The following is a 13,703-nucleotide window of genomic DNA, read 5'->3' as shown; positions in this document are numbered from 1 at the left end:
ACCGCGGCGGTATGACGTAGGACTGCTGTCATTCAAGTAGCTGAAACTGGAATGACACGTCATAAAGGAACCAGTGTCAGCTACTTGGATGATACCTTTTTTCTACTTAGTTTGGGTTATGCAAGAAGTCTATTTACTTCTTAACTTGACGCACATGATGTCTTGCAGCATCATCTACTGTCTCTAAATAAATCATTGCTAGACATATACCACTGTGTACTTCTACGGATACCTTATTGCCTGAACTTCGATTAAAGCAAGAATTTTTTCCCGGAAAAGCAAGATTACTAAGGTGCAGTTCCCATTTTAATCCTTTAGTTGATATTTGAGCTCTCGGTATACCAAGTAAAGATATTTTAGTACTTTTTGGCAAAGAAAAAAAATGGGTAATACCTTTTTGTAAAGTGTAACCTACCATGGGAGGTGAAGGTGTGTAAAAGATACTGCCCGTACTTAGAAAAATGTTAATATTCTGTAGTATGTGATCAATTGCTCCTCCAGTAATACCCGTTACTATTGATGGCAATAACTTTACTGTTTTTAAGTGAGCCATTGCTTTAGAAAAGTCGCAATAATCTTGATCAGGTAGATATATCGTATTCAAATTAGCACGTAAATCCAGATTTACGCTATCCAAATCTCCTACTACAAGATCAGGTTTTACGCCAATTGATAGAAGCTTGTTTGCTCCTCCATCTACAGCAATAATGGGTATATCTCGTTTAAAAAACGATGAGCTCGGTATTTTTCCATTTAGCACTACAATAGAACGATATTGTTGTTGTGTACTGCAGTGCAGCACATGATCATGGTGCAGGTTTTGCATCGTAGTAACATTTTTGAATAATTGATATTATGCTAATCACTAATCCAGCAATATTGCTAAGCACCACAAAAATTGAGCTCTGGTAAAGACCATAGCCAATCTAAGACAATGAACAAATAAGATAGTTTACTAACATTAACATCGATACATCACGAGTAACTTTAGTGATATATGCTTTATATACTTGAGGTGATAATCCAATTAGAGATGCAATTAACGCAATGAAGCCGAAGCATTCTTCAATATTTATATACATACATTTTCCTACGCTTGCTTTAACAATATCAGGTTCAAAGGGTTGTACTTTATGTACTCTCAGCTTTTCTAGAGCACCCCTAATGCGTGTAATTTATAACATCATTTAGTCTATTAATCAAGAAATTAATAGTGACTTGCATTTATGAAACCCAATCGGCTTCTATGCTAATTATTAGCTAAACTAATCGTCGGTTGTGCATCTTGCTCAGAGATTAGGGCAACCAACAAATTATTTATCAATTGAACCTTTTGCTTGCCATCTAATTGTAAGCTTTTGTTTTTTTCAAAATGAGCTATTACTTCCTCGACAATTCCTATTGCATTTTGCACTATATGCCTTCTTGCCGAAGTGATAGCATGTGCTTGTTGACGCCTTAACATTGCTTGTGCAATCTCGGACGAATACGCCAAATGCGATATTCTTGCTTCTGTAATCTCAATTCCTGCAATATCTAATCTTTGTTGTAACATTGACCGCAATTCATCTGAAATTTTATCAGAATTTTTACGTAAAGATTCCTCATCGCTTTCGCTATCATACGGATAATTGCTCGCCAATTCTCTAATTACCGAGTCACTTTGTACAAAAACAAATTCGTGATAGTTGTTAACATTATAATACGCCTTTGCAGGACTGCTCACTCTCCAAACAATTACTGCAGAAATCTCTATTGGACTTCCATTTGCATCATTAACTTTTATTTTTTCTGTGTTAATATTCTGAAATTTTAGGGAAACTATATATTTGCTTGAAAAGGGAAGCGTTACACATATTCCAGACTTAAAATAAGTTCCAATATAATGACCAAAAAATTCTATCACTCTTGCTTCATTAGGGTCATTAATAAAAAATCCTTGAAGAAAAGTCAAAATTGAAACGGCAGCAACTCCAAGTGCAATTGTGCTGTCATATGCCAAAAAAAGCAGCGATAAAATTAATCCTAGCGCTATTAGTACAGGAAAAGCCCGAATTTGACTCAAATTTCTATCGTTTATCGTATTCTTATCCATATTGTCTTTAAACTTCTTTTTCACTTGAACTCTCTCTGTTGATCGTTTTATTTATCTTATTTACAAATAGTTTAAACTCTCTTAATTCATGATCAGGCAATTTTACTTCAGTTTTATGCGCTATCGTAAGCGGATCGATGTGTTTGCCGTTATATATAACTTCGTAATGTAAATGAGGGCCTGTTGCAACACCAGTGCTACCAACATAGGCGATGACCTGCCCCTGCTTTACTTTAGAGCCTAACTTTATATCGCCACTAAATCTACTTATATGCGCATAACAGGTTGAATATTCATTTTTGTGTTTTATTTTGATGTAATTTCCATAGCCACCATTCTTTCCTATATATTCTATCACACCCTCTGCAGCAGCGTATATGGGAGTGCCAAGTTTAGCTGCATAATCCACTCCTTTGTGAAAAGCAATTTTACCGCGAACAGGATGCTTTCTATTGCCAAATTTTGAGGATATGCGATAATCTCCATTTAAAGGATTTGCAAAAATTTCGCCATTTTTTAAGCTTATTCCTTCTTTATTAAAATACCTTTCTTTGCCGTCTTGCGATTTATAATGATATAAACTAATAGCTTTCTTGTTTATTGTCAGTGAAGCATATAAAATTTTTTCTTCAGTCTTCTGATTATTAGGCAATCTCTCAAAAAGAACCTCCAATTTACTCTTCGGCACAATGTCTTTTTTAAAATCAACACCGAAATCTTTATATATGTTGATCAATTTCACCACTGTATTTGGCGCCAACCCTTGCTCAATTCCCGTGGCAAAAAGGGAAGATTTTATGGTACTGGATATGAATAATAACCTTCTATCATGGTTGCTTTCTGTCACCTCAAAATCCTCTCCTGTCATTCCAGCGCTTGACGCTGGAATCCAGTTTTTATTATACAATCGCTTGATGTGTTCATTTGTAATTGAATTTACTGGATCCCAGTGTCTAGGCACACAACTGTACGAACATTGCAATTTGCGGGTGGTGTCATTCCAGTGCTTGACACTGGAATCCAGCTCTTTGACTGACAATGCTGCATAGTGTGCTTGAATTTTTCTGGATCCCAGTGTCTGGGCACTGGGATGACACCCTACACACTGGAACAGCACTGCAAGATCTGTTGATGTTTCAGTAGCATATGCTGGTAAAATACAAAGCAATACAAATATTACCAGCCTCATAGCTTATCAACAAAAGTAAAATTACCTTCCACATACTGTACATCATCATTATCTTCCAGCTCTTCAACCAATGCAGATAATTTATCAATCAACTCTTTATCGCTAATTTCAATCAGATCTTTTGGCTGCCGTGAAAGACGAGCAAGTTCTGGTTCTCCGAATTTTGCATAAAAGGCATCGCGTACTTTACCAAAATCTTTTATTTCACAAGTTATAACGTGTAATCCTTCTTTGTCATTTTCCTCAACATTCAATACTTCTAATTCGATTCCATGACTGAATAAATCATCAAAATTCACACCCTCTGCTTTATAGACGATTAAGCCTACATGATCGAAAAGGTAACTAACACTTCCTGTTTCTCCTAAATTTCCACCTTTACGAGAAAAGATATAACGTACCTCAGAAGCAGTACGGTTGCGGTTATTAGTCAAGGCATGGACAATGAGTGCAGTGCCAGAAGGCCCATGACCTTCATATTGTATTTCTTCGTAATTTTCTCCAGCAACGTTACCAGTTGCATTTTTTATTGCTGTTTCTATTTTATCTTTTGGTAGATTTTCCTTGCGTGCAGCAAATATAGCAGAGCGAAGGCGCGGGTTGAGTTCGGGATCGGGCAGCCCTTGCTTTGCAGCAACTGTTATTTCTCTAATCATCTTCGTAAATTTTTGAGAGCGCTTTGCATCCTGAGCGCCTTTCCGATGTTTTATATTTGAAAATTGTGAATGACCAGCCATATTCAAATAGTTAAAAACCTAATTATATATCAAAGCATAGAAAAAGCTAAAGCAAATTTTCAAGCCTCCGGCTTGGCATCTTGCAGGTTTTCTGCTAATAACATACTTTCATACTGCTCAGCTTCTAAGTCAAGGCCAATAGCTGAATGGGCTGCTATTAAATAGTTAATAGACTTAGAAAAATATTTAGAATCCTTATAGCTTGCCATATTCTGGAAATGCTTAATTGCTGCTAAATATTCACCACGCCTCAGGTAAAATTTACCGATAGAATACTCTTTTGTTGATATATGTTCTGTGATTAATTTTGCTCTTTCCTTTATCTCGTCTACATATTCGCTGCCTGGAAAGAGATTAATGTACTCAGTGGCTAGCTCTAAAGTTTTATATGCAGTTTGCTGTCCAAGTTGCACTTTATTAATTTGCATGTAATAAGATAATACTCTTAAGTAGTATACATATGGTAAATCTTCACCATTTGAATAAACATATATATAATCATCCATATCACTTGCAGCACTGCTATAGTTACCCATATTGTAGTGAGAGACCCCAGATAATAATTTTGCTTTCATTGCCCAATAAGAAAAAGGATACAAATCCTCTATCTTATGAAATGCCCTAATAGCTTGTTTATATTTTTTCTGGTCAAAAAGTTCAACTGCTTCTTCATATAGTTCAGTTTCAGTTTTTTCAAGATCATCCGCATACGATTGTGTAAAGGAGCAAATTAGGAAAATAAAGCACGTGATTAAAGTCTTATACATATACATAAGATTTTTTTCGATCAAAATAAAGTATAGACCTAAATATTACTTAAATAAATAAATTTCTTAGGCAATAGCCGGTCCTTCTTCTTTATAACTACGGTCAGAACTACCTGCATTTCTTGATTCACCTCGTCCTTCCACTTTTGGATCTTTCAGCGTCTTACTGTAGGAATGTATAGTTAAGACCTGTACAGCCATAAAAATTGCAATACCTATCAAGCCTAAAGTAGGTCCAACAGCAGGATTTAAGGACGATGCTAATGCTATTAACATTATCCTTCTTATTAAAAATACAGAAGAACCAGCAAGCGCCAATCCGGCTACAGATATATTGCTAGTTTTCTTGCTAGATTTCTCATCAAGATCAGACTTTTCTGTTTCCTTTTTCTTATTTTTTTCATGCTTATCAATATAAGAAACAAGAGTTGCAAGAAAAGCAATTGCATCGGCAAGAAATAAAATTGCATCCTCTGCTGCTTCAAGTGAAGATGTTTCACCCATTATCATACCTACAATAACCAGTGCAGTTGTTATAGCCTCAATATAGATCAAACACTGACCTATATCAGAAATATTGTGCTCTTTTTCCTTTACTTCCTCTCCATTTTCAATAATCTCCAACTCTCGTTCTTTTTGTGCTATCTTCCTATTATTGTAAATTAAATATAGCGTACAAATAAGAGATAAGACTGTAAAAGGTAATATAGTGTGGCTTAGCGCGCCACTTATCACGCCAAGTAATACCTGATCGCTATATGTTTTTTCCAGTTCAATCGCCATCAGCAATGTAAATGGGACCATTGTTGCCAATGATGCACATTTTCTATATAGCTCTCTTTTTTTTAGTGCTAATAGTTCTTGTTCTAGCCTTTCTCTTTTGACTTCTTTATCAACTGTTGGCCAAAAATCCCAAAAAAACTCTTCTAATGGTTCAAAATCTCTTTTTTTCTTATTCTTTCCTGGAACCTTTTTAGTAGAAGAAAATTTGCCATTAGGTATTTTCATAATATTAACCTAATTAGTTGTAAGTTAATATAATTATACACCTTTTTGCTTTCTGAGTCAATATCACTAAGATATTAACTACTCTTGTCTATTAACTATTTCCTAGGAGATTTAATCAATCTGTTTGATGCCGGCTAGGATATAATTATAGCCTGACCACATAGTTATAATAGCTGCAACCCATAAACAAATCGCACCTGTATATTGAATCATATAATAATCGTTCATTATTAGCGCTACTACAGCAACCATCTGCAAAAATGTTTTAATTTTTCCAGCTTTGCTTACAGGTAGACTAACATTTGTAGCTATCAGAAACTCCCGTAAACCCGAGACTAATATCTCCCGACAGATGATGATAATCGATGGTACTATTGTAAAATCATTTATCTTATGCTTATAAACTAGCATAATTATCGTTGAAACCACTATTAATTTGTCAGCAATTGGATCAAATAGCTTGCCAAACTTTGATTGGACTTTCCACGCACGCGCCAGGTAACCATCAAAAAAATCCGTAATGCACGCAAACACAAAGATTGATATTGTTATCAGGCCTGCATATTTATTTTCTATATAAAAACTTAATATTATTGCTGGTATTGCAAGTGCACGAGAAATTGTAAGCAAATTAGGCACGTTTTTTTTAAGCATGTAATATCATCTTACGTAATAGGTAAACTTATACAGAAGTACAACAGAGTTCACAAGTTAATAGTTTACAATTGAACATTTATAAAAACTCCATATACTTAAAAAATACAAGCTTAAAATATAAGGATGTAATGATGAACGATGATTTAGATAGTACCACAAAACAAGAAGCGCTTAAGTATCACAGCAGAGGTGGTAACCCTGGTAAAATTTCAATCATGCCAACAAAACCTTTATCTACCCAGTATGATTTGTCACTTGCTTATTCCCCTGGTGTTGCAGCTCCGTGCCTTGAAATAGCTAAAAATCCTGAGGTTGTTTATGATTATACAGCAAAAAGCAACTGTGTTGCTGTCATTTCAAATGGCACTGCAGTGCTTGGACTTGGTAATATCGGTCCTCTTGCTGCAAAACCTGTCATGGAAGGCAAAGCTGTTTTATTTAAGCGTTTTGCTGATATTGATGCAGTTGATATAGAAGTTGGTACAGAAAATATAGAAGATTTCATCAATGCAGTAAGGTATCTTGGGCCAAGTTGGGGGGGGATAAATTTAGAAGATATAAGATCTCCCGATTGTTTTATAATAGAGAAACGCCTGAATGAACTGATGGATATTCCAGTGTTCCATGATGACCAGCATGGAACTGCGGTGGTTGTTGCAGCTGGCATAGAAAATGCTCTTGATATTGTTGAAAAGAAATTAGAGGACGTTAAGATCATTATGAATGGTGCTGGAGCAGCCGGTATTGCATGTTTAGAAATACTAAAGTCCATGGGCGCTAAAAATATAGTGCTGTGTGATAAGCAAGGAGTAATATACAAAGGTAGAAACGAGGATATGAATGAGTGGAAGGAAAAGTATGCAATTGATACTTCCGAACGTTCTCTACTTGATACAATAAAAGGCGCTGATGTATTCATCGGACTATCTGCAAAAGATGTGTTAAATGAAGAGATGTTAAAGAGTATGGGCAAAGACCCGATTATTTTTGCTCTTGCCAATCCCGATCCAGAAGTAAGGCCTGAGTTTGCAAAATCTGTGAGGCCAGATGCAATAATTGCAACTGGTAGGTCAGATTACAACAACCAAGTCAACAACGTAATGGGTTTTCCTTATATATTTAGAGGGGCACTTGATGTACATGCAACAACAATAAATGATGAAATGAAAATTGCAGCTGCAGATGCAATAGCAAAGCTTGCCCGTGAGCCAGTAACAGGTGAGATATCTGCAGTCTATGGCGGTCGTAAAATGGGCTATGGACGTGAATATATAATACCTACTCCATTTGACCCAAGATTAATTTCTATAGTAGCTCCTGCTGTTGCAAAAGCCGCAGTTGATTCAGGTGTTGCAAGAAAGGCAATACAAGACTGGAGTAAATATGAAAATCAATTAAAATCTCGTCTTTCTAATGTTCTCAGTACGCTGAATTTACTATCTTCACATATGTAATTTATTGGATAAAGTTAAAAGTGATAAACCAACCCAAACTCTAAGCCATATATGCCAAACCTATTGGTAATGGTTGCAGTTGTTGATTCAACACGTGCAGTTTCATCAACTTTACTTCCTCCACCGGCAGGAATATATCCTTCACCAGCTAGTATCTTTATTCCTGGTACAATATCTTTAAATTGGTTATCAAGGATACCAAAATAGCGTAAACCAGCAAATGCTTGAGTTTGTGCTGTAAGTTGGTGATTGATACCAAGTTTTGCTTGATAAGCCAAGGCATATCTGGTTTTTCCTAGAAATTTAACCCTAGTTACACCTGCACCAATACCAACATATGGGGTGAATGGCATTTTTGCTATATTAAAATCACGATATACATTGACCATTCCAGCTAAGTTATTAAAACCTTCATTTTTCATCTTAAATGCAGCTCTGAACTCTGCTTCAACACTACAATTTTCTTGAATGTGAATATCAACCTTTCCACTTCTCCAAGGTGAATTGCATTCCGCTCCAGTAGACGCATCATTGTGACGACGAAGTTCAATATATCTTGCTTTTTTCTTATCTGAATAATCTTCATCATATAAGTTAGTCTGAGAATATAAGCCTTCAAACTCAACTCTCATATTTTTGAATAAATACCCTATTGCAGCACTACCGGCAAACCCTGGAACATATTTAGGACTGTATCCAGCTTCAATTCGCTCCTTCTTATTAAAACTAAAAACCCCCTCTGTTATATTGTCACCTGCATCTTCTTTTCCTTCTAGAGAACCTATTGCATTGAAGAATGTTCCAAAATAGTTAGCTTTGATGTAAACATTCTCTAAGTTATTTATTTTATCATCGTAAGATAAGCACCTAAATGAAAAAGTTAGCAAAACCAATAGACATGTGAACTTAAATCTTTCGCCGACCACAAAGCCTCCCTGCATAATTTGTCATTCCATTATTATAGTATGCTTCTATTTTTTATGATAGCAACTTTTTATTGCGCTCAATCGTTTTAGATTTATAATGAAAGTATTGTAATTTAAAGCAAATCAATGACTATTGCAATTCACGAATTAGAGAGGATCATCAAACAATCGTTCCCCGACGCTGATATAAAGATTCATGATCTTGCTGGAGATGATGACCATTATCATTTAAAAATAAACTCCAAGTGTTTTCTTGGAAAGACAAAAATAGAACAGCATAAAATGGTATATAAAGCTCTGGAAGGTCAGTCTATACACGCCTTGCAACTGGAAACTAATACTTAAAAATAAGGTGAATTTATGAGCAATTTTGAACAAATAAAAAAAGATATAACAGAAAATGATGTGGTATTGTATATGAAAGGCACTTCTGATTTTCCTCAATGCGGATTCTCTGGACTCGTCGTGTCAATCCTAAAAAAATTGAACGTGAAGTTTAAGTATATTAACGTGTTGGAGAATGATGAAATACGTGAATCTATAAAAAAGTTTTCTGATTGGCCAACAATTCCACAATTATATATAAAGGAAGAGTTTATTGGTGGTTGCGACATCACTCGCGAGATGTACGAAAAAGGCGAACTGCAAAGTTTATTGAAGGAAAAAAAAATTATTGCGGAATAAGTACCAAGAAACCAGTGCCCAGACGCTGGATAACGTAGTATAGCTATGAAAAAGGATCTTATGTCTTAAACCGTATCCGTTCAGGGAAGCAGCAAAATAAGATAGACAAAGCAAGATAATAATGTTGATGTTAACGCTATTGTCAAGTTTACTGGCCTTTCTATTAGTGAGATTGAAGAATTAAGTGTGAACGGTTACAAATAATTTACCATTTCTTCTGGTTTCACTATCCTTTCAAACTCTTCCTCAGTGAGCAGTTGAAGTTTTGCTGCTGCTTCTTTTAGAGTGATATTTTCTTTATAAGCAAGCTTCGCTATTTTTGCTGCATTGTCGTACCCTATATGCGTATTTAATATAGTGACCAACATCAACGACTGATTCAGTAAATCTTTTATCCTCTCTTCATTTGCTTTAATACCAACTACACATTTTTCTGTAAAATTTAAACTTGCGTCAGCTAAAAGTCTTATAGACTGCAAAACATTGTAAATTATCACTGGCTTAAACACATTCAATTCAAAATGACCGTTTGAACCACTAATGGTTACAGCAACATGATTTCCCATAACTTGAGTGCATACCATAGTCACCGCTTCACACTGAGTTGGATTCACTTTACCTGGCATAATTGAAGAACCAGGCTCATTTTCCGGTAACATTATTTCCCCAATTCCGCATCTTGGACCAGAACCAAGCAACCTTATATCATTTGCAATTTTCATTAAACTGACTGCTACTGTATTGAGTGTTCCACTGAGCTCAACTAAAGCATCATTTGCTGCTAGCGCTTCAAATTTATTGCCTGCTGAAGTAAATGGAAGGTTAGTAATTTCTGCAACTTGGCTTGAAAAATCTTCAGCAAAACCCTTTTTAGTATTGAGTCCCGTGCCAACTGCAGTGCCACCTTGTGCAAGCTCATATATATCACTTAAAGTTGATTTTACTCTCTCTATCCCCTTTTTAATCTGGACTGCATAGCCAGAGAACTCCTGTCCTAGTGTTAGGGGCGTTGCATCTTGCAGATGAGTACGTCCTACTTTTATTATATCTTTAAATTCCTGAACCTTATTATCCAGCACCTTATGCAATTTTTCAAGATTTGGAATAAGCAAGCGGTTTATCTGGTCTGCTGCTGCTATATGCATTGCTGTTGGAAAGGTGTCATTTGACGACTGACCATGATTCACATGATCATTTGGATGTATCGGAGATTTACTACCCAAATTACCACCTAAAATCTCTATTGCGCGATTGCTGATCACTTCATTCATATTCATATTAGTCTGCGTTCCGGATCCGGTTTGCCAAACAACAAGCGGAAATTCATTATTAAATTTGCCATCTATTACTTCCTTTGCGGCTGCGCAGATTGCATCCCCTACCTTATTATCTATGCTACCCTGCTTCATGTTAACATGTGCTGCTGCAAGTTTTACTATTGCTAATGCTTTAATCAGAGGCTCTGGCATTTTTTCTGTGCCAATCTTAAAATTTTCTAAAGAACGCTGAGTCTGCGCTCCCCAGTAATGTTCACTTGGTACTTTTACTTCCCCTAAGCTGTCTGATTCTATTCTCGTCTTTCTATCCATATTTTCCTCCTGGTGTTATGCAAACTGGTTCACTACATAATTTTTTCATGCCTACTTCTTGGTTAATTAGATCATACTAGATCCAAGTAGTCAAGTGTACAAACATTGCAATTTTCAGGTAACTTGCATGGTAGAGTGCGACCCGAAAGTCGTGATTTTGTGGTGGTTAAATTCCATCTTCCCTAAACATCAGGGATAAAGTATGTCTCACATTTTAGAAAGTGGCAACTTCTGGGATGCAAGCATGAGACAAAAGCAGGTAATACCTAACCTTATGGTAAATCCCTGCAAACAGAGTTGGATAAGGTTACGAAAGGAACTTATGTTTGAATTGTCGTCAGCAGGAATATGCGAAATAAGGTTGATACGCATAGACCAAAATGGTAGAAGCGCAAAGAGGAATCAAGATCCTACCACTTGATTATGGATGTTCTCAGCTTCCGGCAAAAAGTAAGAACCTAAGTCCAACATGAAACAAAATCATGGAACGGAGTAACCGCATAGATGCTCTTATATTTATTTAGATATAAGCAGGTAGCCAACCGTAAGCTTCTATGTGGAAGGATTGTTTAAGAAGCTAACGCCCAAAGTAATATTTGGGATATGCAGACGTAAACACTGTAATTTGGAAGGTAAAGTTATGAGTAGTAGTGAATATGTTATGAGCCAACAAAATGTTAGGTATGAATGGAATGAAATTTCTTGGCGTAAGCTGGAGAAATCTTCATTTAAGCTACAAAAACGAATTTACCAAGCTTCTAAATGTAATGATATCAAAAAGATGCATAATCTTCAGAGATTATTACTCAAATCAACAAGTGCAAGAATGCTCGCAGTTAGAAGAGTAACACAGGACAATAGAGGGAAAAAGACTGCAGGTATTGATGGGAAAGCCAATCTCGACCAAAAAGAAAGAATGCAATTAGCAAATTCTATGGATTTAAGAGGAAGAGCAAAACCATCAAGACGAGTCTGGATACCAAAACCTGGCAAGCCATTGGAGCGTCGTCCCCTTGGTATTCCCACTATATCGTGTTGAGCAAAACAAACACTTGTAAAAATGGCGTTGGAACCTGAATGGGAAGCAAAATTTGAGCCGAACACTTATGGTTTTAGACCTGGTAGATCTTGTCACGATGCTATGAAGGCCATATTCAATGCACTAAGTCAGAAAACAGCATATTGTTTAGATGCTGATATTTCAGGGTGTTTCGATAATATTAAACACTATGCATTGCTTGAAAAACTCAATACCACACCAACATTAAGAAAAACAATAAAAGGATGGTTGAGAGCAGGAGTAATAGAAAATAGAATTTTCCAGCCAACTAAGAGTGGTACAATTCAAGGAGGAACTATCTCTCCATTATTGGCTTGTATAGCATTACACGGTATGGAACAATATATTAAAGAAGCATTAAAAAGTGAACTTTTTCTATATAGAAGAAGAAAGTATGGTACAGCATCGCAGCAACGGGCACAACAAGCTCTTAGTATAATTTTTTATGCTGATGATTTTGTTGTTATACATGAGAGTGAGGAGATCCTTATTAAGGCAAAGGTACTAATCGAAGAATGGTTAAAAATCATTGGATTAGAACTAAAACCTTCAAAAACAAGGATTTCCCATACTTTAGAAGGGGATAAACCAGGATTTGATTTTCTTGGATTTTCAATAAGACACTACCTAACAAGAAATAATAAGAAAGGTTACAAGTTATTAATCAAACCAAGTCGTGAATCTATAAAACAGCATAATTTCATTATCAAACATAAGATTAGAAAATTGAGGGGAGCAACACAAGAAATAGTAATTAAAGTACTTAATCCAATTATTAGAGGATGGAGTCAATATTACTCTTGTGTAGTTTCAAGTGAAACATTTAATCTTATCGACAGTGTAATGTTCAGAAAACTTTGGAAGTGGGCGTTATATAAACACCCAAACAAAGGAAAATGCTGGATCAAAAGAAAGTACTTCAAGAAGTATGGTAATGATAATTGGCGATTTATGACAAGTAACGAAGTGAATCTTATAAGACACGGAGATCATGTTATTAAGCGACATATCAAAGTGAAAGGAACCAAATCTCCATACGATGGTGATTGGGTTTACTGGGGGAATCGTCTTAATAGAATACTAGATAAATCACCGAGAGTAATAAAGCTGTTGAAGTTACAACAAGGCAAATGTGATCAATGTCAACTTTGGTTCAAGAGTGATGATATTCTAGAAATACACCATAAAGACCAAAATAGGAAAAATAATATGATCAAAAATTTATTATTATTACATGGACATTGTCACGATATTTTACACAGGAAGTGTGCATGACAAGCACCAAATTGCAGAGGAGCCGTATGACGGTAACCTGTCACGTACGGTTCTGCAGTCGAGTGGGGAGAGGTGACTTTCTCCACTTAGATACCTGAAAAAGAAATAGTGGAAGAGCTAGTAAAAGCTGGAGGAGAAATAGAACAAGCGGATAAATTTGAAATGATAGCAGCGGATTATGCAAAAAATAGTGAGGAAATAGCCGAGATATTAAAGAAAGAAACGGAAAGAATTGAAAAGTTATTTATGAGAGGCTGAAAAC

Annotated in this window: 16 protein-coding genes, 1 pseudogene and 1 riboswitch; of the genes and pseudogenes, 7 read left to right on the top strand and 10 right to left on the bottom strand. The window is 35.8% G+C overall.

Going from position 1 to position 13,703, the window contains the following annotated elements:
* Positions 1–133: 133 nt before the first annotated feature.
* The 8 genes from ONI09_RS03740 to pgsA all read right to left on the bottom strand — a co-directional run bounded on the left by ONI09_RS03740 (position 134) and on the right by pgsA (position 6,450).
* Positions 134–826: a thiamine diphosphokinase gene (locus ONI09_RS03740; RefSeq protein WP_265013715.1), complete on the bottom strand. Its 693-nt coding sequence runs from the start codon at positions 824–826 to the stop codon at positions 134–136.
* 100 nt (positions 827–926) lie between these two features.
* Positions 927–1,082 (bottom strand): PQ-loop domain-containing transporter, encoded by a 156-nt coding sequence (locus ONI09_RS03735; protein WP_265013714.1) that lies wholly within the window; start codon positions 1,080–1,082, stop codon positions 927–929.
* Positions 1,071–1,173, bottom strand: a riboswitch (TPP riboswitch). (Overlaps the previous gene by 12 nt.)
* Before the next feature lie 76 nt (positions 1,174–1,249).
* Entirely contained in the window at positions 1,250–2,095 is an 846-nt protein-coding gene (locus tag ONI09_RS03730) for an SPFH domain-containing protein (protein WP_265014425.1), read from the bottom strand.
* Between the two features lie 7 nt (positions 2,096–2,102).
* Positions 2,103–3,284 (bottom strand): peptidoglycan DD-metalloendopeptidase family protein, encoded by a 1,182-nt coding sequence (locus ONI09_RS03725; RefSeq protein WP_410543717.1) that lies wholly within the window; start codon positions 3,282–3,284, stop codon positions 2,103–2,105.
* On the bottom strand, positions 3,281–4,021 hold the full coding sequence (locus ONI09_RS03710) for a YebC/PmpR family DNA-binding transcriptional regulator (RefSeq protein WP_038248082.1): 741 nt from the start codon (positions 4,019–4,021) through the stop codon (positions 3,281–3,283). Before ONI09_RS03710 ends, ONI09_RS03725 begins: the two co-directional genes overlap by 4 nt.
* Positions 4,022–4,080: 59 nt before the next feature.
* Positions 4,081–4,788 (bottom strand): outer membrane protein assembly factor BamD, encoded by a 708-nt coding sequence (locus ONI09_RS03705; protein WP_265013712.1) that lies wholly within the window; start codon positions 4,786–4,788, stop codon positions 4,081–4,083.
* 66 nt (positions 4,789–4,854) lie between these two features.
* Positions 4,855–5,796 carry a hypothetical protein gene (locus tag ONI09_RS03700; RefSeq protein ID WP_265013711.1) on the bottom strand — a complete coding sequence of 314 codons (942 nt, stop codon included), beginning with the start codon at positions 5,794–5,796 and terminating at the stop codon, positions 4,855–4,857.
* 111 nt (positions 5,797–5,907) lie between these two features.
* Complete coding sequence (gene pgsA / locus ONI09_RS03695) at positions 5,908–6,450, bottom strand: CDP-diacylglycerol--glycerol-3-phosphate 3-phosphatidyltransferase (RefSeq protein WP_253303417.1); 543 nt, start codon at positions 6,448–6,450, stop codon at positions 5,908–5,910.
* 134 nt (positions 6,451–6,584) lie between these two features.
* Between pgsA and ONI09_RS03690 the strand changes: the two genes are divergently transcribed.
* Positions 6,585–7,907 (top strand): malic enzyme-like NAD(P)-binding protein, encoded by a 1,323-nt coding sequence (locus ONI09_RS03690; protein ID WP_265014423.1) that lies wholly within the window; start codon positions 6,585–6,587, stop codon positions 7,905–7,907.
* 14 nt (positions 7,908–7,921) lie between these two features.
* Here ONI09_RS03690 and ONI09_RS03685 read toward each other — a convergent pair whose 3' ends face one another.
* Complete coding sequence (locus tag ONI09_RS03685) at positions 7,922–8,848, bottom strand: P44/Msp2 family outer membrane protein (RefSeq protein ID WP_265013710.1); 927 nt, start codon at positions 8,846–8,848, stop codon at positions 7,922–7,924.
* 111 nt (positions 8,849–8,959) lie between these two features.
* Between ONI09_RS03685 and ONI09_RS03680 the strand changes: the two genes are divergently transcribed.
* Both ONI09_RS03680 and grxD read left to right on the top strand, forming a co-directional pair.
* Positions 8,960–9,178, top strand: a complete 219-nt coding sequence (locus ONI09_RS03680) for a BolA/IbaG family iron-sulfur metabolism protein (RefSeq protein WP_006280012.1) — start codon at positions 8,960–8,962, stop codon at positions 9,176–9,178.
* 15 nt (positions 9,179–9,193) lie between these two features.
* Positions 9,194–9,517 carry a Grx4 family monothiol glutaredoxin gene (gene grxD / locus ONI09_RS03675; protein ID WP_006280013.1) on the top strand — a complete coding sequence of 108 codons (324 nt, stop codon included), beginning with the start codon at positions 9,194–9,196 and terminating at the stop codon, positions 9,515–9,517.
* A gap of 194 nt (positions 9,518–9,711) precedes the next feature.
* Here grxD and fumC read toward each other — a convergent pair whose 3' ends face one another.
* Positions 9,712–11,106, bottom strand: coding sequence for a class II fumarate hydratase (gene fumC, locus ONI09_RS03670; RefSeq protein WP_265013709.1), 1,395 nt, complete (start codon positions 11,104–11,106; stop codon positions 9,712–9,714).
* A 202-nt stretch (positions 11,107–11,308) separates the two neighbouring features.
* On the opposite strand from fumC, the gene ONI09_RS03665 reads away from it, so the two are divergent.
* From ONI09_RS03665 to ONI09_RS03650, 4 genes and pseudogenes are all read left to right on the top strand, one after another.
* Positions 11,309–11,527: a hypothetical protein gene (locus ONI09_RS03665; RefSeq protein WP_265013708.1), complete on the top strand. Its 219-nt coding sequence runs from the start codon at positions 11,309–11,311 to the stop codon at positions 11,525–11,527.
* A 219-nt stretch (positions 11,528–11,746) separates the two neighbouring features.
* Positions 11,747–12,145, top strand: a complete 399-nt coding sequence (locus tag ONI09_RS03660; protein ID WP_265013707.1) for a reverse transcriptase N-terminal domain-containing protein — start codon at positions 11,747–11,749, stop codon at positions 12,143–12,145.
* Between the two features lie 21 nt (positions 12,146–12,166).
* Positions 12,167–13,441 carry a reverse transcriptase domain-containing protein gene (locus ONI09_RS03655; protein ID WP_265013706.1) on the top strand — a complete coding sequence of 425 codons (1,275 nt, stop codon included), beginning with the start codon at positions 12,167–12,169 and terminating at the stop codon, positions 13,439–13,441.
* 90 nt (positions 13,442–13,531) lie between these two features.
* Positions 13,532–13,699: pseudogene (locus tag ONI09_RS03650) on the top strand (ankyrin repeat domain-containing protein); the annotation flags it as partial.
* Positions 13,700–13,703: the final 4 nt, after the last annotated feature.

Source organism: Wolbachia endosymbiont of Drosophila pseudotakahashii, assembly GCF_026015925.1.
Taxonomy (GTDB): domain Bacteria; phylum Pseudomonadota; class Alphaproteobacteria; order Rickettsiales; family Anaplasmataceae; genus Wolbachia; species Wolbachia pipientis.
This window is presented reverse-complemented; position numbering and strand designations above follow the sequence as displayed.